Origin of the sequence: Desulfonatronospira sp. (genome assembly GCA_003563255.1) — a bacterium.
In the GTDB taxonomy this organism is placed as follows: domain Bacteria; phylum Desulfobacterota; class Desulfovibrionia; order Desulfovibrionales; family Desulfonatronovibrionaceae; genus Desulfonatronospira.
Map to the genome: position 1 here is coordinate 1 of PWSL01000285.1, position 24,487 is coordinate 24,487.

At 51.3% G+C, this 24,487-nt stretch carries 19 protein-coding genes, 1 pseudogene and 1 riboswitch; of the genes and pseudogenes, 11 read left to right on the forward strand and 9 right to left on the reverse strand.

All coding sequences use genetic code 11. The features are described 5' to 3' along the window. Positions 1-470: 470 nt before the first annotated feature. The 3 genes from QZP87_RS08340 to nadA form a co-directional block, all read right to left on the reverse strand. Positions 471-1,253, reverse strand: coding sequence for a class I SAM-dependent methyltransferase (locus QZP87_RS08340; protein WP_291322462.1), 783 nt, complete (start codon positions 1,251-1,253; stop codon positions 471-473). Between the two features lie 310 nt (positions 1,254-1,563). After that, positions 1,564-2,286: a metallophosphoesterase family protein gene (locus tag QZP87_RS08345; RefSeq protein ID WP_291322463.1), complete on the reverse strand. Its 723-nt coding sequence runs from the start codon at positions 2,284-2,286 to the stop codon at positions 1,564-1,566. A 106-nt stretch (positions 2,287-2,392) separates the two neighbouring features. Beyond that, positions 2,393-3,460 carry a quinolinate synthase NadA gene (gene nadA, locus QZP87_RS08350; protein WP_291322464.1) on the reverse strand — a complete coding sequence of 356 codons (1,068 nt, stop codon included), beginning with the start codon at positions 3,458-3,460 and terminating at the stop codon, positions 2,393-2,395. Between the two features lie 412 nt (positions 3,461-3,872). Between nadA and QZP87_RS08355 the strand changes: the two genes are divergently transcribed. Continuing rightward, positions 3,873-5,807: a U32 family peptidase gene (locus tag QZP87_RS08355; RefSeq protein ID WP_291322465.1), complete on the forward strand. Its 1,935-nt coding sequence runs from the start codon at positions 3,873-3,875 to the stop codon at positions 5,805-5,807. 131 nt (positions 5,808-5,938) lie between these two features. Beyond that, positions 5,939-6,163: a DUF2283 domain-containing protein gene (locus tag QZP87_RS08360; protein ID WP_291322466.1), complete on the forward strand. Its 225-nt coding sequence runs from the start codon at positions 5,939-5,941 to the stop codon at positions 6,161-6,163. Between the two features lie 18 nt (positions 6,164-6,181). Here the strand turns inward: QZP87_RS08360 and QZP87_RS08365 are convergent, their stop codons facing one another. Continuing rightward, positions 6,182-7,408 carry a DUF697 domain-containing protein gene (locus QZP87_RS08365; protein ID WP_291322467.1) on the reverse strand — a complete coding sequence of 409 codons (1,227 nt, stop codon included), beginning with the start codon at positions 7,406-7,408 and terminating at the stop codon, positions 6,182-6,184. A gap of 522 nt (positions 7,409-7,930) precedes the next feature. On the opposite strand from QZP87_RS08365, the gene QZP87_RS08370 reads away from it, so the two are divergent. Beyond that, the gene (locus QZP87_RS08370) at positions 7,931-9,067 is read left to right on the forward strand and encodes a cysteine desulfurase family protein (RefSeq protein WP_291322468.1); all 1,137 of its coding nucleotides are present in this window, start codon (positions 7,931-7,933) and stop codon (positions 9,065-9,067) included. Between the two features lie 30 nt (positions 9,068-9,097). Here QZP87_RS08370 and QZP87_RS08375 read toward each other — a convergent pair whose 3' ends face one another. Then, positions 9,098-10,441, reverse strand: coding sequence for a YcjX family protein (locus tag QZP87_RS08375; protein ID WP_291322469.1), 1,344 nt, complete (start codon positions 10,439-10,441; stop codon positions 9,098-9,100). A 223-nt stretch (positions 10,442-10,664) separates the two neighbouring features. On the opposite strand from QZP87_RS08375, the gene QZP87_RS08380 reads away from it, so the two are divergent. The 5 genes and pseudogenes from QZP87_RS08380 to glnQ all read left to right on the forward strand — a co-directional run bounded on the left by QZP87_RS08380 (position 10,665) and on the right by glnQ (position 14,842). Then, entirely contained in the window at positions 10,665-11,390 is a 726-nt protein-coding gene (locus QZP87_RS08380) for an AzlC family ABC transporter permease (protein WP_291322470.1), read from the forward strand. After that, complete coding sequence (locus QZP87_RS08385; RefSeq protein ID WP_291322471.1) at positions 11,383-11,694, forward strand: AzlD domain-containing protein; 312 nt, start codon at positions 11,383-11,385, stop codon at positions 11,692-11,694. The genes QZP87_RS08380 and QZP87_RS08385 overlap by 8 nt, the downstream gene beginning before the upstream one ends. 469 nt (positions 11,695-12,163) lie before the next feature. Beyond that, positions 12,164-12,925, forward strand: a complete 762-nt coding sequence (gene glnH, locus QZP87_RS08390; RefSeq protein ID WP_291322472.1) for a glutamine ABC transporter substrate-binding protein GlnH — start codon at positions 12,164-12,166, stop codon at positions 12,923-12,925. Positions 12,926-13,460: 535 nt separating this feature from the next. Beyond that, positions 13,461-14,117 carry a glutamine ABC transporter permease GlnP gene (gene glnP / locus QZP87_RS08395; RefSeq protein WP_291322473.1) on the forward strand — a complete coding sequence of 219 codons (657 nt, stop codon included), beginning with the start codon at positions 13,461-13,463 and terminating at the stop codon, positions 14,115-14,117. After that, positions 14,114-14,842 (forward strand): annotated as a pseudogene (gene glnQ / locus QZP87_RS08400) (glutamine ABC transporter ATP-binding protein GlnQ). The gene glnP and the pseudogene glnQ overlap by 4 nt, the downstream one beginning before the upstream one ends. Positions 14,843-14,987: 145 nt before the next feature. Here the strand turns inward: glnQ and QZP87_RS08405 are convergent. Next, the gene (locus QZP87_RS08405) at positions 14,988-15,305 is read right to left on the reverse strand and encodes a hypothetical protein (protein ID WP_291322474.1); all 318 of its coding nucleotides are present in this window, start codon (positions 15,303-15,305) and stop codon (positions 14,988-14,990) included. Positions 15,306-16,069: 764 nt separating this feature from the next. On the opposite strand from QZP87_RS08405, the gene QZP87_RS08410 reads away from it, so the two are divergent. After that, positions 16,070-18,076, forward strand: coding sequence for a CocE/NonD family hydrolase (locus tag QZP87_RS08410; protein ID WP_291322475.1), 2,007 nt, complete (start codon positions 16,070-16,072; stop codon positions 18,074-18,076). A gap of 85 nt (positions 18,077-18,161) precedes the next feature. Continuing rightward, entirely contained in the window at positions 18,162-19,466 is a 1,305-nt protein-coding gene (locus QZP87_RS08415; protein WP_291322476.1) for an ATP-grasp domain-containing protein, read from the forward strand. A 216-nt stretch (positions 19,467-19,682) separates the two neighbouring features. On the opposite strand, the gene QZP87_RS08420 is transcribed toward QZP87_RS08415, so the two are convergent. Next, positions 19,683-19,910, reverse strand: a complete 228-nt coding sequence (locus QZP87_RS08420; protein ID WP_287043873.1) for a hypothetical protein — start codon at positions 19,908-19,910, stop codon at positions 19,683-19,685. Positions 19,911-20,025: 115 nt separating this feature from the next. Further along, positions 20,026-20,088: riboswitch (Fluoride riboswitch) on the forward strand. Positions 20,089-20,156: 68 nt separating this feature from the next. Between QZP87_RS08420 and crcB the strand changes: the two genes are divergently transcribed. Then, complete coding sequence (crcB, locus tag QZP87_RS08425; RefSeq protein ID WP_291322477.1) at positions 20,157-20,531, forward strand: fluoride efflux transporter CrcB; 375 nt, start codon at positions 20,157-20,159, stop codon at positions 20,529-20,531. A gap of 172 nt (positions 20,532-20,703) precedes the next feature. Here crcB and QZP87_RS08430 read toward each other — a convergent pair whose 3' ends face one another. After that, positions 20,704-24,006, reverse strand: coding sequence for a PAS domain S-box protein (locus tag QZP87_RS08430; RefSeq protein WP_291322478.1), 3,303 nt, complete (start codon positions 24,004-24,006; stop codon positions 20,704-20,706). A 196-nt stretch (positions 24,007-24,202) separates the two neighbouring features. After that, a partial coding sequence (locus tag QZP87_RS08435; protein ID WP_291322479.1) for a hypothetical protein occupies positions 24,203-24,487 on the reverse strand: 285 nt, incomplete at its 5' end.

The window sequence follows — 24,487 nt, forward strand, 5'->3', positions numbered from 1 at the left end:
GCACGGCGTAAACTCCCCTCCCATGGAAGAAAGTATGGGGGTATGGGGGTATCCATGTGTGGGTGTAAAGATGTTTTGACTCCCATACGCCCATACTCCCATACGCCCATACTCCCATACTTCTTAAGGCCGGGGGTGGTTGTATGAGCTCCCTTCCTTTTTCGGTTGTTGCCCTGAAGGGGCCTCTTTTTCCGCGCAGGGTGGCGGAAAAAGCTTATAGCACAAATTTCGGAACAACATGTTGGTAACTTCTTTCTGACACCCTGTCTGCCCGGTTCAACAGACCGCAGGTCTCCGTCGCAGACGGGTTTAACGTAACCATTCAGGGGGGCAGGTACCGGCCAGGGGGACAGTCCCCCGACACTTTTCCTGCACAAATACAAAAAGTACAGACACGAAATTTTGTGAAGCTGCATAATCATTAACTTAGCGGGGGACAGTCCCTGGCCTGTCTGGTTTGAGAGCTTTGTTCATCCCGGGCCTTGACTGCTCAAGGGACGCCGCGCCACGAAGAACTCATAGGCGTAATAATCGCAATAGCGGCGGTGCAACTCAGGCTCCCGGGCGAGCTGGTCCAGTATGGCCGAGGCTTCATTATCTCCTGCATACTTGCCGCGTAAGCTTGCAATGCGCGCCTCCATGGGTGAGTAGAAATCTTCCCACCATGCTTCATCCGGCAACGTGAAGTGCCCCACAAGCTCGAATCCACAGTTCAGTATCGCTGCCACATCATCGCCTACCCACCCCATGTCCGGGTAGTCCAGGTCGAAACCGGCCTTTACTTCGGCAGGGGCATTCTCCTTGCGCCAGACCGCATCGGTAAAGACAAGGTAGCCGCCGGGGCGCAAAAGTCCATAACAGAGGTAAAGGGCGTGTTGCAGTCCGATGCTGTAGAGCGCACCCTCGGACCAGATAAGATCAAAACTTCCAGGTGGTTGCTCCAGGCGGGCCATATCTTTGACCATCGCTCTGACGCGCTGCGAGAGACCGTGCTCAGCTATAACCGCCTGCAGCTGTTCAATGCTCGGCGCATGGCTGTCCACGGCCACAATGGAACCTAATGTCATTTCGGCAAGCTGGAGGGTCTGTCCGCCGACACCGCACCCCAGGTCGAGGATCGCGGGGGACCCCCGCAAGTCGCGGCAAAGGCCAAGGGCCCTGACGGCACTGGCGCGGTTGCCGGGGCCCTGGCGGGGCAGGGTCTCGTAAACCTCGAAAAAAATCTCCCAGTAGCGGGGACCTGGCTCGTTCATAGCGGTTGGGCTAATATATCTGACAGCCTTGGATGAGATAAATGCATAACTGCTCCTTTTTGTTAATTTTTTCCTTTGCGACCTTAGCGCCTTAGCGTGAGAAAAATATTTTGGGTTGCAGGCACGTCCCGCGTTAGACCTTCCTCTCATAATCAGCCTGCCTGAACACGTAGAACATGAACCTCACTGTCAAGTCTGCCTACTAAAAGAGAAAAGCAGGGGACAGACACTCCCGGACCTTGCAGACCCGGGCCGTTTCACCTTTACCAAGTAGGCTTAGCAGCCGGTATCCTCACAGACTGCGCATAATTTACCATAGACGCCGGGCGAAAAATTCCGGAAAACCCCGCTTAAGTATGCCCTTTGCTGTCTTTTTAATGCTGTACTCCACGAAGCGGACCTCCAGTCGCCTTGTGTCAGGCTCCCAGATGACGTACTTGGCCCGGTTGTCCCCGTCCCTGGGCTGACCAACGCTGCCCACGTTGACCACTGCCTTGCCAACTTCAAGAAAATAGACTCCTTTGCTCAGTTCCATCCTCCTGATATCAGAATCTACATCCTGGATCAGCTCCAGATCGTGAGTATGTCCCACAAAGGCGACTGAATCATCCATTTCCTGAAAAATCCGGAAGAAATGGGATTCTTCCAGATCAAAAAGATACCTGGTTATTGAATCCGGGGGACAGCCGTGCACCAGGAGCATGCCGTGCTCCCGGCGGGATTCCGGCCAGGGGGAGATGATCCGCCTGGACTTCTCGGAAACGAGGCTTTCCACCTGGGCGAAATGCTGCCTGGTTGTTGTATTGAAATAGTATCTGGCATAAGTTTGAAGCAAGGCCAGTTCATGATTGCCCAGCACGCAGTGAACGTCCAGTCTCTGCAGAAGCCTGACCACGCGGTCAGATTCCGGACCATAGCTTATGGCGTCTCCCAGAAAAAAGCATTCCTGCACCCTTTGTTCCCTGATATCCCTGACGACCTCCTTGAAGGGCTCCATATTGCCATGGATATCCGAAAATATCGCCAAACGCATGACCTGCTTCCCGTTGGCATCCAGGATTTGCACACTTTGCGCTTGACCCCGGTGAAATAGAAAGAAATTTCACTGGGCAAGCGCGAAATGTGAAGTTTAGACGTTACTAACTTTTCAAGCTGCGGGAGAATTCAAGCATCCTCTCCACCGCCACCCTGGCCCGGCGGCCAGTTTCCGGATCAACATGGATCTCGTTTTCTCCGGTTTCCAGGGTTCGAGCCAGGTTCTGCAGCCCGTTCATGGCCATCCAGGGACAATGGGCGCAGGCGATGCATTCCACTGTCTCCCCGGCGATGGGGGCTGGAATAAACTCCTTGCCCGGGGCTGCCTGGCGCATTTTGTGAAAGATTCCCCGGTCCGTAGCCACAATGAACTTTTTGTTGGGCAACTCCTGAGCCGCCTTGATAATCTGGGTAGTGGAGCCCACCACGTCAGCCTGCTCTATGACCTCCCGCGGCGACTCCGGATGCACCAGGACTCCGGCGTCTGGAATGTCCAGACGCATCTGCTTCAGGGCCTCGGCCTTGAATTCCTCGTGCACTACACAGGCCCCGTCCCAGGATATGAGATCAGCCCCGGTTTGTTGCCGGACATAATCTCCCAGATACTTATCCGGGGCCCAGAGAATCTTTTCGCCCTTTTCATGCAGGTGTTTGACCACTTTTTCGGCTATACTGGAGGTGACCACCCAGTCTGAGCGGGCTTTGACCTCGGCGCTGGTATTGGCGTAAACTACCACATTCCGGTCCGGATGCACATCACAGAAAGCTGAAAACTCCTCTGCCGGACACCCCAGGTCCAGGGAGCAGGTGGCGTCCAGGTCCGGCATAAGCACTTTTTTTTCCGGGTTGAGTATTTTGGCCGTCTCGCCCATAAAGCGCACCCCGGCCACCACCAGGGTGGAAGCTGGATGTTCGTTGCCGAAGCGGGCCATGTCCAGGGAGTCTGATGTGAACCCCCCGGTCTCGGCAGCCAGCTCCTGCAGATAAGCAGACACATAGTAATGGGCCACCAGTACGGCGTCTTTTTCCCTGAGCAGAATTTTTATCCTGTCTTTCAGTTCCTGCCTGGCTTCCGGGGCCAGATTCTCTTCCAGCTGTTCAATGGTCTTTCCCTGGGGAAGATATTGTCTGATAAGTTCCGAATCCAGAGCTCTGGCATTTGCTTCAATCATATTTCCTCCTTGAAGCTGCTGCATCTGAAATAATATAATAATATAGAACCAATCACCATCCCGGTCAACTTGCCTTGATTCAGGCTCATCAGCCAGAGACAACAGGTTTTGTAAGCATTCAGGGGGGCCTCATTGGTAATCCCAGGCACCAGCCACCCCTGAATGGTTACCAGGTTTCGAGGGTTTATGTCACCAATTGGACAGGCTGGAAAATTATTGAGTTTTCGCTGTAGTGCTGAAAGGCCGCAAAAACCTCCATGGGCCGAATCCAGGAACCTGCAGAAGATGTAAAATAGCTTATTCGGTTCTGTTTGCAGGCTCTAATACTTGCGGTCATGGGTACTTTGCTGTTATCAGATCTGTAACAGGCCGCTTAAGGCACTGCCTCAAACCTTTTAACCCACCATTTACCATGACCAGACCCGAAATCCTGGCCCCGGCCGGGCAGGAGGCCTCATTTCTGGCCGCCCTGGCCGCAGGAGCGGATGCAATATACTGCGGGCTCAAGCATTTCTCGGCCCGGGCCGAGGCGGACAACTTTTCCCTGTCCCGGCTGGCGGCCCTTAGACAGCTGGCCGGGGAGCAAAACGTCAGGGTCTACGTGGCCCTGAACACCCTTATAAAGCCCCAAGAGTTAGACAAGGCCGGACGTCTCCTGGACCGTCTGCAGCGTTTTGTCCAGCCCGACGCGGTCATCTTTTCCGATCCGGGCCTGGTGGATATCGCCCGCCAGGCCGGCCTGGAATGCGAGCTGCACCTGTCCACTCTGGGGGCTCTGACCTCGCGCACCGGCCAACGCCGGCTTGCAGACCTGGGAGTATCCAGAGCTGTTCTGCCCCGGGAACTGGATATTGATGAAATCAGGAAAACCGCGGACAAGAGCCCTTTGCAGCTGGAAGTATTCGTGCACGGAGCCCTGTGTTACGGTGTGTCCGGGCGCTGCTGGTGGAGCAGCTACCTGGGAGGCAAAAGCGGGCTGCGCGGGAGGTGCGTACAGCCCTGCCGCAGGAGCTATGATTACAAGGGACAGCGAGGCAATTACTTTTCCTGCCTGGACCTGGAACTGGATGTACTGGTAAAAACCCTGCTTACCGTGCCCAACCTGTCTGCCTGGAAAATAGAGGGCCGTAAAAAGGGAGCCCACTACGTATTTTATACCACCACTGCCTACAGGCTGTTGCGCGACAATCCTGATGATGCAGGCACCAAAAAAGAGGCCCAGGGACTTCTGGAGCAGGCCCTGGGCCGCAAGAGCACTCATTACAACTTTTTGCCCCAGAGACCTTTTGTGCCCTTAAGCCCTGCCCGGGAGCCGGGCTCCGGAAAACACCTGGGTGCAGTCAAAGGAAGCCGCAGCAAAAGCTATATCAATCCGGCCATCCAGCTTTTACCCGGGGACCTGGTGCGCGTGGGACAGGAAGGCGAACCCGGCCACAAACTGATAAAAATCAAAAAAACCGTACCCGGCAAAGGCCGCTTTGACCTGCCCGGAAGCTGCAGGCCGGGTTTGCCTGCTTTTCTGATAGATCGCCAGGAAACAGAACTGACAGGGCTGATCCAGAACCTGGAAAGTAAAATACTTGATCCTGAAATCAGGCCCGGTGCCAGCCGGTTTATATATCAGTTGCCTGCACCACTAAAAAAGAAAAGTGCCCGGGCCTTAAATCTGGAGGTCTTTCGCTTTGCCCCGCGCAAAAAAGGCCCCCTGGGTATTCACTTGAGCCTGGATCCTCAAAGAGGCGTGATCTCCGGCCCGCTCCGGGACAACTGGTATTTTCTGCCCCCGGTAATCTGGCCCAGGGAAGAAGAAGAGTGGCAGGAAATCATAACAGGTCTACAAAAAAAAGGCGCCCGGAATTTTGTCCTGGGGTCCGTGTGGCAGGTGGACATGTTCAAGACACCGGAAAAACTAAATCTCTGGGCAGGGCCTTATGCCAACATCGCCAATCCGGCTGCGCTGAAAATACTGCAGGAAATTGGATTTAAGGGGGCGGTGCTAAGCCCCGAGCTATCCAGGGAAGACTTCATGCAGATGGCCCACAAGGCCTGCATCCAGGTGGGGATAGTCATCAAAGGGCTATGGCCGGTATCCATCTCCAGGACCTTTGCCTCGGAAGCCAGGCCTTTCCTGCCTTTTATCAGCCCCAAAAAGGAAACCTTCTGGGCTGCCAAACGAGATGCCAATATTTATATTTACCCTAACTGGGAAATCAATCTAACCGAGTTTGAATCCGACCTGCGCCGGGCCGGCTTCTCCCTGCTTCTGCACTTAAAAGAACCTTTGCCCAAAAAAATCACCCTGAAAGACCGCCCCGGGCTCTGGAACTGGGAACAGGGGCTGATTTGAAATACCACCAGGTTAATGTAACCATTCAGGGTGTCCTCGGTGATGACTAACGGCACAAGACCAGAGGACTGTCCCGCACTTATTTTTCTAAAGCTCGCATCTGTAAATCGCAAAGTATTGGAGGCAACAGCATGAAAATAATTTATGACCAGGAAACTGATACTCTGACCCTGATATTTTCTGAAGCAACCATTGAAGAGAGTGATGAAGACAAGCCCGGAGTCATTTTGGATTATGACAGCACGGGCAATCTGGTCTCCATGGAAATCCTGGAAGCCTCCAAACGGGTAATGAAGCCCTCTGCCATCGAATATCACGTGGCACCTGAAGCAAAACCTGCAACATTTCAGGGATAATCAGCTTGTTTTTCTACTTTATATCGGCCGCACCATCCTGCGGGCGTGCCGTCCCAGACGCCAGACCAGAAAGCCGTTCAGGGCGCCTTCCCCGGCTTTGGGCAGGGCATAGCGTGTTGCATCGGCAGCTGCGGAAACCCCAGTGGCGAAGGATATCTCCCCGAATATGCTCTCGTAATAATCCCCGAAGGTCTCTACTCCGGCCTCTGAATGTTCCCCGATAATCCCGCTCAGGTAGGCCTGAATAATGGACCGGGCCAGGATGGTCAGGCTCTGGCCCATGGCCGGGCGCAGGTTGTAGATCTGCAGAAGCTCGCTTATGAGCTTGAGGGATGCGTAGAGGACAATTAACTGATCAATAAACTTAATGGGCGAGGCAGCCGTACCCAGACCCACATTGCGGCTGTAGAGGCGGATTCTTCTGTTGGCGGCCCTGTCCAGGGCATGGACAAAGGTTTCATCCATCTGCTTGAGCCAGGTGGCTGAGTCCAGGTGACCGTAACTGTCCAGAAGATTCTGACGGTAAGAATCAATTCTGGCCAACTCCTGCCTGTCCAGTCCCAGGGTGTCCGCGTCAACATCTTTTACCTTGTAATCCTTGAGATAACCTGCCAGCACCTCCCTGGCTTCATCCTGCTTCTGCTGGGCCAGCCAGCGGAATCTGCGTCTCTGAGCCAGCATCTTCAGAGCATTTATGTCCACTTTGGATAGACTGCGAAAGGCCAGAAACCTTCCTGCAAGCTTGATGATCACCACCAGGATCATGGCCGAAAAAAGGGCAAAGCCGAATACAGCCAGGATATTCCAGGGCATGTTCAGTGCAGCCACCTGCCCGGCGAATCTGACCCCCTGGCTGACCAGGAAAAGCCCGAGAACTGCCCCCAGGAATACCGCCGTCCACAGGGCTGTCCTGTAAATGACCCTGGGAATCCGGATACCGGTACGTTCCAGGTCCAGCATCTTTTCTTCCAGCTGCCTCTTGAGCTTTTCCTGTTCCCGGCGCAGTTCTTCCATTTCCTCAGGAGAAACGTCTCTTACCTCATGCTGACTTCCTGGTTCAGGATCAGGCTGTCCCAGACCGGTATCACTTCCCCGCATACCTTTATCCCTGCCGGTCATGTTTTCTTTGGTTGCCCGGGATTCCGGCTGTTCAGGGGCTGGCTGTTTCTCAACTGTGTCCTGGTGGTCACCGTATGGCTGGTCCAATGGATCACCCAGAACTGGACTTCGTTGCTTAATCATCATTATATATCCTGTGCATATCACTACAGCGAAACATATTTATTGACCTCCGGGGACTGGCTCTTTTGCCGCCGGGATTTTTGAGCAGTTGACAGTTATCCATCGGCAAAAGAGCCAGTCCCCTTCCAGCTTTGTGTTAATTATTGCCTCGGCTACCGGGGACAGGCACTTTTGCCGACCTTAAACCGTAAAACGGCCGGACTATCAGACGGCAAAAGAGCCAGTCCCCTTCCAGCTTAAATAAAGTGTCGCTGTAGTGATACCGGCCCGGGTAAAAGAGTTTGATGCAGCGTTGACAAATTACACACGTTCTCATAATGATCACTCAAGTTTATGGTTATCTGCTTGGTATCTGTTTAGCGCTATGCATTTAGCACGGGGACTGGCTCTTCTTGCACTTATTTTTAGCTGATGTGAAGATCATTACTGAAAAATAAGTGCGGGGAGAGCCAGTCCCCTGCTTTCCCTTTTGACTCTCAAGTGAATCAAATATTTTACTGCCAGGCTGCTGCCTGAAATAAGACCATGAGACCTCTATATTTTGATTATAATGCCACCACGCCGGTGCATGAAGACGTGGTTCAGGCCATGCTGCCCTTTTTCACTCAGAAATTCGGCAATCCCGGGTGCGGGCATATGTACGGAATGCAGGCCCGAAAGGCAATGGAGATTGCCAGGGAAAAAGTTGCAGGGCTTATCAATGCCGACCCAGGGCAAATATTTTTCACCTCCTGTGCTACTGAATCCAACAACCAGGTTTTGTCGGGAGTGCTGCAACCTCATGAGGAGTTGATAGTTTCAGCAGTTGAACACCCTTCGATAATAAAACCGGCCCATGAACTTTCAAGGACAGGCGTAACAGTCCGGACAGTATCCGTGGACAGTGACGGGCTCGTAGATCCGGACCAGCTCCTTGAGAAGCTTTCGGACAAGACGAAGCTGGTCAGCATTATGCTGGCCAACAACGAAACAGGTACTATCCAGCCTGTGGCGGATATTACATCCAGGACGCAACCAGTAGGTATCCTGGTGCATACCGATGCTGCCCAGGCTGTAGGCAAGATACCGGTTGATGTCAAAGATCTCAAGGTGGACTTTCTCAGCATTGCCGGTCACAAAATGTACGCACCCAAAGGCATAGGAGCTTTGTATGTCCGGGATCCCGGCACCCTGAAACCTTTGCTCTACGGCGGGGGGCAGGAAAAAGGGCTTCGCTCCGGAACCGAAAACATCGCTTATATTGCAGGCCTGGGTCAGGCTGCTGAACTTGCAGGCAGGGACACTGAATCCGAAGTCCGACGTCAGAAGCTTCTGGGAAAAAAATTTATACAGGGCCTGTCCAGGATAGACAGGGACTTTGTGCTGCACGCACAAAACGCTCCCAGGCTTCCAGGAACCATGTCCATAGGCTTTGCAGGCTGCAGGGCCGGTGACATCCTGTCCGGCATGATCGCCTGTAACTTGGCGGCCTCTGCAGGTGCTGCATGTCACGGCGACAATCTCAGTATGAGCCCGGTTCTTGAGGCCATGAGTGCTGACCCGTATTTCGGTCTTGGCACCATCAGATTTTCCTGGGGCAGAATGACAGCAGAAAAGGACATTGAGGAACTCTGCAGCAGACTGGAGTTCGTATTCCATGACTTTCTGATCCGCCCGGGTTAGCTTGAGTCCTTCTAAAAAAGGTTGTCTTCCTTAAGAGGAAATAAATTCAAACACCCGGTCCAGGCCCAGATGCCTGGGGGGGATGAGATAGTTTTCCGGTGCATCGGGGTAGACCCGGAAAAATGGATAATCACCGGCTGACCAGTTTTCAGGCCATGTCACTGGGAGTTCTGGCACGCTGTACTCCTTGAATTCCCTGCCTGGATTGTCCCTGGCTATTTTGCCCTTGAGCCTGCGCACCCCACTCACCGGAAACGTGGAGTGACAGGCACTGCAGACAAACCATTCGCTTTTCACCTGGGGCAGCATCTTGCCGGCCCTCTCGGTCATCATCCGTAAAAGACCAATGAGACGTCTGTTCTCTATGTCCATGGGGTGTACCAGGTCAGCCTTGGCCGCCACAAAGGCCACCCGGTTCAACCTCTTCTGCCAGAATTTTAAATACCTCAAAAGCAGGGTCCCCAGGTCTGAGCGGGGCCGCATTATCTCAAAAAGATCCAGGAGTATCTGACGATTATCATTGTAGCGCCCCACCCCGCCGGCCAACAGCGATGGAATGTCCACCAGGACCACCAGGGAGCCGGCCTGGGAAATATTTTCAAATACCGGCAGGGCTACTTCCTTTCGGTATATCCTGTATTCCACCGACATCTTCCTGGCCAGTTCCGGGTTGTCCCGGCGGGCTTTTTCAGGCAGAGGTGCAAACTGACGTCCGGCAGTCAGCCCGGCCGGCCTGCTGGAAGCAATTTCTTCCACGGTGCCTGGTGCAGCGGTCTGCCCCTGCTGGTCCAGCAGGAAGACTGAAGGGGTGATTAGGGGCTTGTAGGCCAGGATGAGACGGGCCAGAGTCTCCCGGTACAGTGCCAGGAGCCTTTGGGTTTCAATTTTTTGCCCCCGGATATATTCCAGGTAAGGGCCGGCGGCCCTGGCATAGTCGTGGTGCCTGCTGAAATGGGACAGAACATGGTCCGACCACTGGGAGTAGCTGTTGAATGCTGCAATTGCAGCATCAGCTATGCGCTCCCCGGGAAAATCAAAAAAGGACATCCTCTGGGTATGCAGCATCCAGTCCGACCGCCGGAACTGGCAGGTGTACTGGGAGCAATCCATGGTCTTCTGCGGCCACCTGCCCCTGGCCAGTTCCTCCCGAAAGGTGGAATGCGTAAAATAAGGAGGCCAATCGCCCCTGGAGGGAATCTCCCTGAAGTCTGTGATGTCCACACCTTTGCCCACATGAAAATGACCCTGGCCGAATTCCATGAGATGCGAAACGAGGGAAGTAATGAAAACAGTCTTGCCGCCCCCGGCTATTCCGGTGACCACCACGTTGTTGTGCTGCCTCAAATTGAGAGCGTTGCGCATGAAACTTTTCATTCTGGAATGACATCCTTGTTGCAAAATTTTGCGATGAATAAAAACCTGTTGGCAGAAGAAACCAAAACCAGTACCTTTTGGCAGATATATCCGGGGCAGGCAAGAAGTAAAGTAACCATTCAGTTGGTACTCTATGGTGGTTCCTTGATCCCGGCCTGAGGACCATCCCGCACCTGGGTTGCGGGTGTAGTTCGCGTTAGTATTATTTCATGTCAGGGAAAAAATGAAGACTTCCACAGAGGATAAAGACAGCACTCAGATTGTTTTCACCCGCAAAGGAATGCTCCAGGGTTTTATTAAGTGCATCCCTCTGGGTCTGGGCGTGTTCGCTTATGGCCTGGTTTTCGGGGTTCTGGCGGTCCAGGCCGGCATGAGCCCCCTGCAGGCACAGATAATGAGCCTGACAGTATTTGCGGGCGCATCCCAGCTCATGGCCCTGGAACTATGGGCCACGCAACTACCCGTCCTTGCACTTACCGTTACAGTATTTGCGGTTAACATGAGGCACCTGCTCATGGGTGCTGCCATGCGGGACTGGCTGGTTCGTCTTCCTCCCGGCAAAACGTATTTCAGTCTTTTCTTTATGACAGATGAGTCCTGGGCACTTTCAGTGAAAGAAATGGCTTCTGGCAATAAGGACGCGGGGTTTTTTCTGGGCTCGGGACTGTGCATCTACTTTTTCTGGAACAGTGCCACAGGTCTTGGAGCCACCATGTTTACCCTGGTGGACAGACTTTTTGCTGACCCGGCTGTTCTTGGCCTTGACTTTGCCTTTACAGCGGTATTTATAGCTCTACTTATATTTTTCTGGAAAGGAAAATCTCAGGTACCGGTATGGCTGATTGCAGGTATGGTGGCCTGGATTGTTTTTCTGCTTCTGCCCGGGAAGTGGTATATCATCCTTGGCGGACTGGCCGGAGGAATCGCTGGAGCCATAAAGGATGCTTGAAAGCAGCGGATTCATCTTTGCCGCGGCCATAGTACTCATGACCGCGGCCACCTATATTACCCGGGCCGGGGGTCTTTTTATCATCAGCAGAATCGCTCCTACCCAGCGCCTGCAAGCTTTTTTGAATCATGTGCCGGCTTCAATCCTGGTGGCCATAATTGTTCCCAGCCTTGTGGACAAAGGCCCGGCTGAGTTTATTGCTGCAGGCTCAACCGCGGCAGCAGCTATTCTTACCCGCAACCTGATCATATCCCTGCTGACAGGTCTGATATGTGTTTCTCTTTTAAGGACCCTGATTTTTTAGTAAGCATTCATGGGGTGCCGTATCCGGCCCGGGGACAGTCCCCGCGAGACCTTTTTATTGGATGTGGCATGGGGACTGGCTCTCCCCGGACTTATTTTTCAGTAATGATCTTCACATCAGCTAAAAATAAGTGCGGGGGTGCCTGTCTCCTGCTTTCTTTATAAGCGCTAAACAGATACACAAACGCTAAGTTGTGTGAACCTGCACAGAATTAAACGCTCTGAATATATACGATTATTCCGGCTGAACATATATCCGGCATTGGCGATTGACAATTACTCGGCCCTGGGATAAACAGCACAGGATTGTACTGGAGGGAGGGGACAGGCACCTCCGCACTGATTTTATGGCAGAAAGGCTGCAGAATATTTGAAAAAAGTGCGGGGAAAGTCAGGCATCATGCGACATAACCGTTGAACAGATGCTGTAATGGAAGTTTAGTTTTATTTTTTAATTTATGGAGGTATCGATGAAAAAAAAAGGTTTTATTTCAAGTCTTATTTTAGGCGTCTTTTTGTTCATGAGCATGTTTGCAGGACAAGTACATGCTAAAAAACTTACTGTTGCTGTTGATACGGCATTTGTGCCTTTCGAGTTCAGGTGCCCCGATACAGGAGATTATATTGGATTCGATATTGATCTCTGGGATGCCATTGCAGAAAGAATCGGGGTAGAGTATGAGCTTCAGCCCATGGATTTTTCCGGCATTGTTCCAGCTCTGCAGACGGGCAGCGTGGATGCCGCTCTGGCAGGGATCACCATTACTGCCGCACGCGAAAAAGTAGTTGACTTCTCCCACCCCTACTACGACAGCGGTCTTAGTATCATGGTAATGAAAGACAATGACGAAATCCAGGGTCCTGAAGACATAGAAGGCAGGACCATTGCTGTTCGCACAGGCACCACCAGCGCAGACCATGCCCCCAGGCTCAATCCTGCAGATATCGTCATGTTTCCCAACATTGAGGCTGCTTATATGGAGGTCCGCGCTGGACGTGTGGACGCAGCCATGCATGACACCCCGAATGTGATGTACTATATCCAGACAGCCGGTGACGGACAGGTAAAGGCCGTGGGCCCACGCATGCAGTCCCAGTCCTACGGCATAGGCTTTCCCCTTGGAAGCGAACTGCGAAATGACGTAAATGTCGCCTTTCTGGAACTGGTGGACTCGGGTGAATACGCCGAGATATACAGGAAGTGGTTCGGCACAGACCCCAACCCCAGATAATTTCCTGCCCCGCAGGTTAAACCTCCTGCGGGGCTTCTCTCCTCACCGGTTTCGGCATCCCCTGAATGGTTACATATGGATCAGCTCACTTTTTGTTTTTACTGACTACTGCGACTGGCAATATGACTTTTTGCACTCGCATCTTTTTAATACCGTATCTGTTTAGCGCTTTGGATGTGGCATGGGGACTGGCTCTCCCCGCACTTATTTTTCAGTAATGATCTTCACATCAGCAAAATAAATGCGGGGGTGCCTGTCCCCTGCTTTCCTTTAAAAAAGGGCTAAACTTTTACATTTTTTCTGACTACTGACTACTGACTACTGGCCACTGACTACTGCGACTGGCAATATGACTTTTTGCACTCGCATCTTTTTAATACTGTATCTGTTTAGCGCTTTGTGATGTGGCATGGGGACTGGCTCTCCCCGCACTTATTTTTCAGTAATGATCTTCACATCAGCAAAAAAAAGTGCGGGAGTGCCTGTCCCCTGCTTTCCTTAAAAGCGCTAAACAATCTTACATTAAGGTTGACTTATGGATTTTCAATACGATTTTGTTCTTTCCACCCTTCCTCAGTTGATGAAGGGAGTAAGGCTGACTATCCACATTACGGTTTACGGACTTCTGGGGGGAGTTGTGCTTGGAGTGGTCACCGGTCTTATAATGGCTTACAGGATACCTTTTCTCCGCTGGATTGGAGCCACCTATGTATGGATCATCAGGGGGACCCCGATAGTGGTGCAGGCCATGTTCGTCTACTTTGCTCTGCCGCTGGCCATGGGTATCCGCATGACCGGAGTATATGCCGCTATTCTTGTCCTGGCCATAAACGCCGGGGCCTATATTTCCGAGATAGTCAGAGGGGCAGTCCTGTCCATCAGCAAGGGGCTGGTGGATGCAGGACTGGCCCTGGGTCTTTCCAGGATTCAGGTTACAGGATATGTTGTGGGCCCCCTGGCTTTTCGAAGAATGATTCCTCCCCTGGGCAATCAGTTCATCATCGGACTGAAAGACACTTCACTGTTTATTGTCATAGGAGTCGGCGAGTTGACCCGCCAGGGCCAGGAAATAATGGCTTCATCATTCAGGGCGTTGGAAGTATGGACTGCAGTTGCAATTATATATCTGCTTCTGACCACTGTGCTGGCGCTTTCCCTGCGCTGGCTGGAACGGAGAATGAAGATAATATGAAAATCGTTGAATGTAAAAAAGTATGCAAAAGCTTTGGAGAGGCCAAAGTCCTGCATGATATCGACCTGTCCATAGATGCCGGCGAAGTTGTGGTTGTCCTGGGTCCTTCGGGTTCCGGCAAATCAACCCTGTTGCGGTGCTTCAATGTCCTGGAAACCATCACCTCCGGAGATCTCCTGGTGGACGGCAAAAGCGTTATAGATCCTGATACGGATATTCGACATATTCGACAGGAAGCCGGCATGGTTTTCCAGCAGTTCAACCTGTTTCCTCAAATGACCGCTTTGCAAAATGTGGCATTCGGTCCCAGGAAGGTCAGAGGAATCCCCAAAAAAGAAGCTAATGAACTGGCCATGGAGCTATTAAAAAAGGTGGGACTGGCTGAAAGGGCCACTTATCACCCTTTCCAGCTCTCAGGAGGGCAGCAGCAGCGCGTCGCCATTGCCAGGGCTCTGGCTGTTAAACCCAAGCTCATGCTGTTTGACGAGCCTACCTCTGCTTTGGATCCGGAACTCAAAGGTGAAGTTCTCTCAGTGATGCGCTCCCTTGCATAAGAAGGCATGACCATGATAGTGGTATCCCACGAGATTCGATTTGCCCTCAACGTAGGCAACCGGCTGATCTTTATGGATGATGGCCGCATTATTCACGATGGTGATCCCAGGGAACTATATGAAAACCCTCCCACAGAGAGGTTGCGGGACTTTCTGCACGCCATTCAGTAATGACCTGATCACCGGCTGGTTAATAATGATTTCCGGGCAAGGCCGGCAGTTGCATGCAGTATGGGAGCGTTTCAGATAGCACCGCAAAAAATTTTCCTGGTCCGGGGCACAGAGCGACCGGACCAGGAAGATTCCACGACCAGGGTTATTTCTTGGGTCCTTCCCTGTAAGCCCGTTCAAACTCTTCTTTGGCTTTGGAAAAACTCTTTTTCCACGCCGACCAGGATTTTTCCATGCCCTGTTTCAGGTCCTCCCAGCCTGACTCATCCTTATCCCGGACGTTTGACAATTTGCTTTCCAGTTCTTTGAGCTTTTTACGCAACTCCAGCATCTGCTGCTGATATTCGTCCTTGAGTTCTCCCTCGGCCTGAGCGGCTTCCTCCGTCAACTTGTCCAGGTCCTTGTTTAATTCGTCCATCTTGACCTTGAGTCTGAGAATATATTCGTCCTTATTTTCGTCCATTCAACTTCCTCCTTATTCCTGAATAGGCATTTCATATCAGGTCACCTCTTTGCTTGGCAAGCATGATGCGCCTGAAAAACCGACTTTTTGCTGGAAAATCAACCATGGCCGGCTCTGCTTTATTGATTGCAATCTATGATGCACCTGCAAAAAGTCGAGAAAATGAATAATTCAGAAATCAACAATCCGTAACTTCTCAATAATTCTGGGCGATCTTACACTAAGAAAATACCTGGATTCCGGCTTTCGCTGGAATGACGAATGAAAACAGGTCGTTGCATTGTGATGTCATACCGGCGGAAGCCGGTATCCAGGAATACTGCCCGGAGTTATTGAGAAGTTACTCAACAATCTACATAAATATTTGATTTTACTGACATCTGACGTCTGATCTCTGACGTCTGTGACGTCTGTGACTGCAAAAATGACTTTTTGCAGTCACATCATCTATTATAATCTTATCAATTTTTAACCATGAATTCACGGGGTTCTGCTTGACAAAAAAAAGTATGCGCTTAAAATGAGAAACGCATTTACTTAAGTAATAATGAAAATTTCATTGTATCCGAATATATTGAACTTTGCGTAACAGTTTAGCCATTTGCAGGTGGCACGGGGACTGGCTCTCCCCGCACTAATTTTTTGCTGATGTGAAGATCATTACTGAAAAATAAGTGCGGGGGTGCCTGTCCCCTGCTTTCCATAGAAAAGGGCTAAACCGTTAAAACTTTGCCAAGAAAACCGGCAATACTGGGTGTACCTGATTGAATAAGACAAGTAAAATCCATGTAATTGAAAACCAGTGGATCCCCATGAGTGACGGCTGCAGGATAGCAGCCAAGATATGGCTGCCTGTATCAGCTGAAAAAAACCCCGTACCAGCCATCCTGGAGTACATCCCCTACAGAAAAAGAGACATTAAGGCCAGGCGTGATTCCCAGATACACGGTTTTTTTGCTGAACACGGCTACGTCTGTATCCGGGCGGATCTGCGTGGAAGCGGTGACTCAGAAGGAGTGCTCAGGGATGAATACCTTAAACAGGAACTCGACGACGGGATGGAGATCCTGACCTGGATTGCTTCTCAGCCCTGGTGCAATGGCCGCATTGGCATGATGGGCATTTCCTGGGGCGGATTCAATGCTCTGCAGATCGCCGCCCTGCAGCCTCCCCAGCTCAAAGCCGTAATCTCGGTCTGCTCCTCGGACGACAGGTATGCCGACGACATCCACTACATGGGAGGCTGCCTGCTTACTGACCAGCTCTCCTGGGCCTCCACCATGTTCGCCTACAATTCCTGTCCTCCTGACCCGCTAATAGCCGGAGAAAAATGGAAGGACATGTGGATGGAAAGGCTGGAGGGAAGCGGGCTGTGGCTGAAAAACTGGCTTGGCCACCAGAAGAAGGACTCCTACTGGAAACACGCATCAATCTGCGAGGATTACAGCGCCATTCAGGTGCCTGTATTCGCTGTCAGCGGCTGGGCTGACGGCTATTCCAACCCTGTTTTCAGGCTGCTTGAGAACCTTTCATCTCCGGTCAAGGGCCTTGTGGGACCCTGGGGACATAAGTACCCACACATGGTCGAACTGGGTCCGGAAATCGATTTTCCCGGGGAATGCCTCAGGTGGTGGGACAAATGGCTGAAAGGCGTTGAAACCAGCATCATGGACGAACCACCGTTGCGGGTCTGGATGCAGGATACGGTTTCTCCCCTGGTTTCCGAAAGGCCCGGGAGGTGGGTGGCGGAAGATAAATGGCCCTCACCCGACATCAAAAGCCTGGAACTGTGCATCACCTCTTACGGACTGGAAACCCAGCCCAACAGGAATAACCGCGACCGCTGCATGGAGATACAAAGCCCCTTGAGTGTTGGGCTTTTCGGTGGCAAATGGTGTTCATACTCTGAATCCACCGATCTGCCCTGGGACCAGCGCGAGGAAGACGGCGGAGCCCTGGTCTTCGAGACACCCCCCCTGCAGAAAAGAACCGAGATCCTGGGAAGACCCATGGCCCTGCTGGAGCTGTCTTCCAACAAACCCCAGGCCATGGTGGCGGTCAGGCTTTCGGACATCGGCAAGGACGGCCGAGGCACAAGGGTTACCTTCGGCCTGCTGAACCTGACTCACAGGAACAGCCATGAATCCCCGGAAGAACTGGAGCCGGATCAAAAATACCTGGTCAGGGTTCCCATGAACTTTATCGCCCAGAGCTTTCCCGCCGGACACAGGATCAGGCTCTCGATATCCACCTCTTACTGGCCAGTGGCCTGGCCTTCTCCAGAACCGGTAAAAATCTCACTTTATCCGGACAGCTCCAGACTTGTCCTGCCTGTAAGAAATCCCTCAACACTGGATCAAACCCTTGCCCCTTTTGATCCTCCGCCTGCCCTGGAGGGCATAAAGACAACCCTTCTGGTACCGGCAAAAAGGGAATGGACCGTGACGCACAACTTGGCCGACAATACAGTCAAGGTAAACGTAGTCAACAACGACCCCAAAATACTACTGGAACCCATCAACCTCGCCATACAGAAGGATGTCCACGAAACTTTCTCCTACTCCAGCAACAACTACGATACAGTGCGGGGAGAGGTGGTTTCCAGGAGAAGCTTTCAAAGAGACGGCCTGGAACTGTCAACCATAACCAGGACGGTACTGACCTCCACCAGAACACATTTTAAAATCACAGCCACCCTGGACGCTTTTGAAGGAGACGCCAGGATTTTCAGCAAAAGCTGGGATGAAGACATACCCAGGGAACTGGTTTAGGTTTTCCTCTTTCATGGCATTTTACCTGCCTTTTCCAGAATAACACCTTCAACCCCTCAAGCTAAGCTTATCCGGAGACATTTTCATGCCTAAAAAGAATATTTTTATTGTCGGTTTGGACGAATTCAACAAACAACTTCTGCAGCAGCTCCCCCAGGCATCTGAGTGTGAATTTCACGCTGCCCTGGATATCTCTGACATAAGAAATGTCCAGTCCTATGATATGCAGCACCTTATAGACAAAGCTGTGTCCAGGATGGAGGCTTTTGAAGGTTCGGTGGACGGAGTAGCTACCTATTATGATTTTCCCGGCACAGAACTTGTGCCCATACTTGCCAGGCGCTTCAACCTGCCCGGCCCCACCCTGGAAAGCGTTATCAAATGTGAACACAAGTACTGGAGCAGGCTGGAACAGAAAGAAATCATTCCGGAACACATCCCGAGTTTTCAGGCCTTTAATCCCTTTGATTCCAGGGCGTATGAAAAAATCCAGGTCCTGCCGCCTTTCTGGATCAAGCCCATAAAGTCCTTCAAGTCTTTTCTGTCCTTCCGGGTCAGCGATGAAAGCCAGTTTGAGGAAGCCGTGGACAAAATCAAAAAAGACATCGGCTTCATGGGAGAACCGTTTAAATACCTTATGCAGAACTACGCCGAGATACCCTACGAAATGGCCTACATGCAGGAAAACTGCCTGGCTGAATCACCCATTGGGGGTCTGCAGTGTACACTGGAAGGCTACTGCTGCAATGGACAAGTGGTGGGCTACGGGATCGTGGATTCCATTCAGGAAATAATGAGTTCTTCATTTGCCAGGTACCAGTACCCCTCTATTCTGCCCCTGGAGATCCAACACAGGATCATGGACATAGCCAGAAAGGTCATCACCCATATAGGTCTGGACAATTCAGCCTTCAACATGGAGTTTTTTTATCACCAGACCTCAGGACAGGTCTATCTCCTGGAGATAAACCCCAGAATATCCCAGGCGCACACTGACCTTTTCGCCAAAGTCCACGGCTATTCTCATCTTTCCATCATGCTGGACCTCTGTCTGGGCAGAAAGCCCCGGGTTATGGAAAGAAAGGGGGCCTTCACCGCTGCCGGCAATTTTATGGTCAGAACCTTTGAACAGGGGGTGGTGGTCCAGGCTCCTGGACCGGAACAGATTAAAAAAGTGCAGGAAATGTTTCCAGACACAAAGGTTAAAATTATGGTTAAACAGGGCGACAGACTCTCGGAGCTTCTGGCCCTGCAGGACAGCTACAGTTACGAACTGGCCAATATCATCATCGGAGGCAAGGACGAATCGGACCTGCTGGAAAAATATAACAATGTACTTGATATTTTGAGCTTCAAGATCGATAAGGAGGAATATATAGCAGAAATATAGCACCACAGGACGGCACATCCCATCAGGGGGTCCTCGGTGGTGACTCATGGCATTAGGCCAGGGGACTGTCCCGCACTTATTTTTCTAACTCTCGCATCTGTAAATTGTTCATCAGAAAAAAATAAGTGCGGGACTGTCCTCCTGGCCGGTATCTGCCCCCCTGAATGGTTACAACGAAACGAAGCTGCTGTTTCTCATTCCATGGTAATGTAAGGTTTATTGATGGGCGGTATATTCATCGAGAAGTCTGCGAATCATTTTTTGATATTGGGTATTATATTTTTTTGCTTCCTTCTTAAAAAAATCCACACTCGTTTTGCTCAGAGTAATTGTGACCTTAATGGTTTCATCTTTTAAAGCAAGCTCTTCCGGCGATGGAAGAAAGTCAGAGACGACCTTGACCTTCCCCATTGGTTCGTCCGTGTACTTGATTTTCTCTTTCATAAATTTTTTTTCCTTCGCCAATATCCGGCGCCGATTATTCTGATTATGTTCTTTCTATATATTGTAATCGTTACCATTAAAGAATTGACTCTGGGCACTTCTTGAGGATATGTAGTTCCATGAAGGGGATGGAGTTCCCCCTGGTAACCGCCGTGATGCTGATGACTCCTGTTATTTCTGAAAATGTGGCGGTTTTGTATATTATCAGCCACGCCTTGAGCGTGGCTTTTTTGTGGAAATAATGTCATGAACAAGATATTGTTGCTGGCGGTGGCCGGGGCCTGTGGAACGCTTCTTAGATACTGGCTGTCAGTAGCCATGCACACCATTCTTGGACCCGGCTTTCCCTGGGGTACCTGGGCGGTGAACATCCTGGGATGTTTTCTGTTCGGCCTTTTCTGGATAATGATTCTGGAACGAGGAATTTTACCGGCTCATTTGCGCATCGTTGTTCTAGTGGGGTTTATGGGGGCATTCACCACCTTTTCCACCTACATCTTTGAGTGCTCGGCCCTGATTCAGGACACTCAGTGGTTCAAACTGGGCCTGAACATTCTGGGACAGAACATCCTGGGCTTTTTTGCTCTTTATCTGGGGATTGTGCTGGGAAGATTTATCTGAGGTATCTGTTTAGCGCTTTGCATGTGGCACGGCTTCCTGCCCGGAGGCATACAGCCCGGAGGAGGACTGGCTCTCCCCGCACTTATTTTTAGCTGATGTGAAGATCATTACTGAAAAATAAGTGCGGGGTGCCTGTCCCCTGCTTTCCTTCTAAAAAAGTGTCGCTGTAGTGTTACTCCTGTTCCCGTAAAAAACTCTCTATCTCCTGCCTGGTATTCTCAAACCTTGCCTGCAAAATTTTAACCTGTTCCGGCAATTGCTTAACATCGTTATCCCTGAAAAGCTGCTCCAGCCGGGCTGCAGTTTCAGACAACGGCATGCAGCCTGTATTGCCCGAGGTGCCTTTAATAGCATGGGCCGTCTTCCGCCCCCTGTTGTCTATGCCTGCCTCTGCCTCCTCCTGGATGATTCTTATTTGATCTGGAACTGTCTGCAGAAAGGCCGTCATGATTTCCGCTGCAAGCTCTATATCTCCATCCAGTCTTTCCATGAGGGCTGCCCGGTCAAAAAAAGTAACTGTCTGTTCAGACGCAGCAACAGAACCTCCGGATAAGCCTTGATTTGATGCACGCATATCCTGGTTTTCCAGCTCCTTCCGGGGTGACTCGAGCAAAGACAGCCACTGGTGGATCTTTTGCTGCAGGGTCTGACTTCTAACCGGCTTGGTAATGTAATCATCCATACCGGCATCCAGACACTTGTCCTTATCGTCCTTCATGGCATGAGCCGTCAATGCTATTATAGGGATCCTGAATCCAGTGCCTCCAGAATCTCTCTCAAGGACTGCGATGTCGGAGTGCATTTCTTTCTCCAGTTTTCTTATCTGCCTTGCCGCTTCCAGACCGTCCATGCCGGGCATCTGGATGTCCATGAGCACCAGATCCACCCCACCGTTTTTAAAAACCTCCAGCGCCTCTATGCCATCCTGGGCAAAGACCGCCTCATGGCCCAGCTTGTCCAGTATCTTTCCAACCACCATGCGGTTTACCTGGTTGTCTTCAGCCAAAAGTATCCTGCCCGGCCTGTCTGCATGCTTATTATGTACTGCGTCTGGGCTATCATCTCGTTCACCCTGTTCACATTGAAACATATCGCGGTACAACACAACGGTAAACCAAAACCTGGAACCCTTGCCTGGAGTACTTTCAACACCGATTTCTCCACCCATGAGATTTACAAGTTGCCTGGAAATAGCCAGGCCAAGCCCTGTACCCCCCTGCCTCCTGGAAGAACTGCTGTCTACCTGGGAAAATTTGTCAAAAAGCCGGTCGACCTTGTCGGTTTCTATTCCAACCCCGGTATCCAGAACCTCGAAATAAATCAGGTATTCTTGTTCTATCTGGTATTTCAGAGATACGTTCAGCCTGATTTGCCCTTGATCGGTAAATTTCAGGGCATTGCCGGTGAGATTGGATAACACCTGCATCAATCGCAGGTCATCTCCACACACACAGGAAGGCAGATCACTGGACAGGTGGCAATGAAACTGAAGGCCCTTGTGCTCGGCCCGCAGAGCCATATCCCTGCAGATATCTTCCACCACCCGGTGCAGGTTGAAATCATTGTGGGATATTTCAAGTTTGCCGGCCTCGATCTTGGAAAAATCCAGGATATCGTTTATCAGTCCAAAAAGAGTCTCGCCGCTCGACTTTATGACCCTGGCGACCCCCTCTTGCTCTTTACTCAACCCGGAATCCAGCAGGTGCTCTGTCATTCCGATGACACCGTTGAGGGGGGTGCGGATCTCGTGGCTCATATTGGCCAGGAACTCGCTTTTGGCCTGGCTGGCCTCTTCTGCGGCCTGTTTGGCCTGGACCAGTTCTTTTTGTGTGTTTTTCAGCTTGGTAATATCCTGAAAAGAGGTGTAAACCATGTGCGGGGTTTCAGAGCCCGGGCGAAAAAGAGGGACTGCATTAATGACTATCCATCTGTAATCCTGCTGAACGGTGTTGTATACTCCCATGACCACCATGTTAACTTTCCGGCCGGTCTTCAAAGCCAGCATGGCCGGATGTTCATGACCGGGAAAAGGGGTCCCGTCCTCTTGCAACGCATGCCACTCAGGATCCATGGACGTCCGCCCCTGCATCTGATCCAGCGACAGCCCCAGTATCTCCAGAGCCGCCGGATTTGCCTCTATGATACTGCCACCTGCATCCTGATAGACCACCCCCTGAGACATGGTCTCGAAAAGTATCCTGTGTTTTTCTCTGGCATGCCGTGCTTCCAGTTCAGCAGCGGCACGGACTGCAAAAATCCTCAGCAGGGAATGAGTCTGGGGATCCTCCTGCATGGGTTTGTCGTCCATCAGGGCCATAATGCCGCAAACATTGCCTTCGCTGTCCCGCAGAGGTGTTCCCCAGTAACTGTGGGCATTTACTTCTGTGAGCAGATGATCATTGGGAAAGGCTTTCTGCACATCGTTTTGGAAAAAGCATGTTTGCCTGTTCACCAGGTTTGCACACGGTGTACCTTTGAGATGGTATGAAAAGTTGTCTTCAAAATGGTCACTGTCCCAGACCGCTATGGTCCTGGCAATTTCCGGGTCATGTCTTTCCACCACCGCAACAAGGGCAAACCTTTTCTGCTGGGAAACAGCCAGATACCTGACCAGGAACCGGAAAATATCCTCATCGTTTCTAGCGCCGCTCTCTGCTATTACCTTCAGGGTTTCCTGGTAATTCTTGAGCTGGGAAATATCCTGGAAAACAACCACCGCCCCTGATTGCTGATTGTCTATAAAAATCGGGGTGACATTCAGCCATACTGGAAATATGCGGCCGTCTTTTCTAAAAAAAATATCTTCTCTGTGCCTTGGTTGCCCGTCTTGAAGTGTCTTGAATACAGGGCACTCCTGGACAGGGTAAACCCTGCCGTCCGGATAGTGGTGATGAAAGAGAAGATGCTGATTCTTCTGCAGAAGTTCTTCTTCTGAAAACCCGAGTATTTCAACTGCGGCAGGATTAACAAAGGTACATATCCCCTCACTGTCGACACCGTATACCCCTTCTCCCAGGGCGCTTAGAAGAGTACTCTGCATCTGAAACTGGCGCAAGACCTCCTGCTGAGAATCTTTTCGCCGGCTTATATCGGAAATAAATCCCTGATAATATTTCTCCCCACTTGCTTTACTTGTCATGACCCGGACATTCATGGAGATCCAGAAAGTGGAACCGTCCAGGCGTTTGTGCAGACTTTCAAAATTGGAAACCTCCCCATGGGTTTCCAGCAGTTGTTTATACCTCGCCCTTTCGCCGGGGTCTGCATATACTTGGGTTGCAATATCAGTAACCTGCGCCAGCATGACCTCCTGGGAAGGGTAGCCGTACATCCGCGCCATTTCAGGGTTGACCTTTAAATACCTCCCCAGCGGGGTAGATTGAAAGATACCCACTGGAGCGGCGTTAAATATCTCCTGCATCTCTTCCATGCTGTAATCATAAAAAGTACTGCAGGGTTTTACTGTCTTATCCATATTGTCTCCGGGCGATTTGCTTGCGAACATTGCCCATCTCTGAAGATCCCATTGGAGTCAGTCTCAGTGTCTGAACTTGATAACTGGACAGTCAAAAGTTTTTTGTAATTATAAATTATTCGGCGCTTAGTACAAATTTCGGAACAACATGTTGGTCGTTAAAATCGGTTCGTGGTGCCTGGTTCTTCGTTCCTGGTTACCTCTCGTTCCCGGGCTCCAGCCTTGGGGAGCTTAGTTCTTGCGGCACCAGCCGTTTCTTAAAAAATGTGGCTGCAGCTACAAAAAAGCGATGTCCCCAGGCTGGAGCCTGGGAACAAGAAAAGAATAAAGAGCCCAGGCAGCCTGGCAGGCGAGACACCCTGCAGGACAGGCACCACTCTTCAACCGTGAGCGGCAAAGCCGCCCGCCTGTCCCGTGAAACAAACGTAGTTTCAGCGTAGCTGGTTTCACTGGGATGTGCAACGAAGTTGCCCGTGCCAAA

What these genes read in the sequence shown, in the direction of transcription:
- QZP87_RS08415 (WP_291322476.1), top strand. Translation starts at nt 18,162, where the DNA reads ATGCCTAAAAAGAATATTTTTATTGTCGGTTTGGACGAATTCAACAAA.
- QZP87_RS08430 (WP_291322478.1), bottom strand. Translation starts at nt 24,006, where the DNA reads ATGGATAAGACAGTAAAACCCTGCAGTACTTTTTATGATTACAGCATG.
- crcB (WP_291322477.1), top strand. Translation starts at nt 20,157, where the DNA reads ATGAACAAGATATTGTTGCTGGCGGTGGCCGGGGCCTGTGGAACGCTT.
- glnP (WP_291322473.1), top strand. Translation starts at nt 13,461, where the DNA reads ATGGATTTTCAATACGATTTTGTTCTTTCCACCCTTCCTCAGTTGATG.
- QZP87_RS08370 (WP_291322468.1), top strand. Translation starts at nt 7,931, where the DNA reads ATGAGACCTCTATATTTTGATTATAATGCCACCACGCCGGTGCATGAA.
- QZP87_RS08365 (WP_291322467.1), bottom strand. Translation starts at nt 7,408, where the DNA reads ATGATGATTAAGCAACGAAGTCCAGTTCTGGGTGATCCATTGGACCAG.
- QZP87_RS08340 (WP_291322462.1), bottom strand. Translation starts at nt 1,253, where the DNA reads ATGAACGAGCCAGGTCCCCGCTACTGGGAGATTTTTTTCGAGGTTTAC.
- QZP87_RS08380 (WP_291322470.1), top strand. Translation starts at nt 10,665, where the DNA reads ATGAAGACTTCCACAGAGGATAAAGACAGCACTCAGATTGTTTTCACC.
- QZP87_RS08420 (WP_287043873.1), bottom strand. Translation starts at nt 19,910, where the DNA reads ATGAAAGAGAAAATCAAGTACACGGACGAACCAATGGGGAAGGTCAAG.
- nadA (WP_291322464.1), bottom strand. Translation starts at nt 3,460, where the DNA reads ATGATTGAAGCAAATGCCAGAGCTCTGGATTCGGAACTTATCAGACAA.
- QZP87_RS08375 (WP_291322469.1), bottom strand. Translation starts at nt 10,441, where the DNA reads ATGAAAAGTTTCATGCGCAACGCTCTCAATTTGAGGCAGCACAACAAC.
- QZP87_RS08345 (WP_291322463.1), bottom strand. Translation starts at nt 2,286, where the DNA reads ATGCGTTTGGCGATATTTTCGGATATCCATGGCAATATGGAGCCCTTC.
- QZP87_RS08355 (WP_291322465.1), top strand. Translation starts at nt 3,873, where the DNA reads ATGACCAGACCCGAAATCCTGGCCCCGGCCGGGCAGGAGGCCTCATTT.
- QZP87_RS08385 (WP_291322471.1), top strand. Translation starts at nt 11,383, where the DNA reads ATGCTTGAAAGCAGCGGATTCATCTTTGCCGCGGCCATAGTACTCATG.
- QZP87_RS08405 (WP_291322474.1), bottom strand. Translation starts at nt 15,305, where the DNA reads ATGGACGAAAATAAGGACGAATATATTCTCAGACTCAAGGTCAAGATG.
- glnH (WP_291322472.1), top strand. Translation starts at nt 12,164, where the DNA reads ATGAAAAAAAAAGGTTTTATTTCAAGTCTTATTTTAGGCGTCTTTTTG.
- QZP87_RS08360 (WP_291322466.1), top strand. Translation starts at nt 5,939, where the DNA reads ATGAAAATAATTTATGACCAGGAAACTGATACTCTGACCCTGATATTT.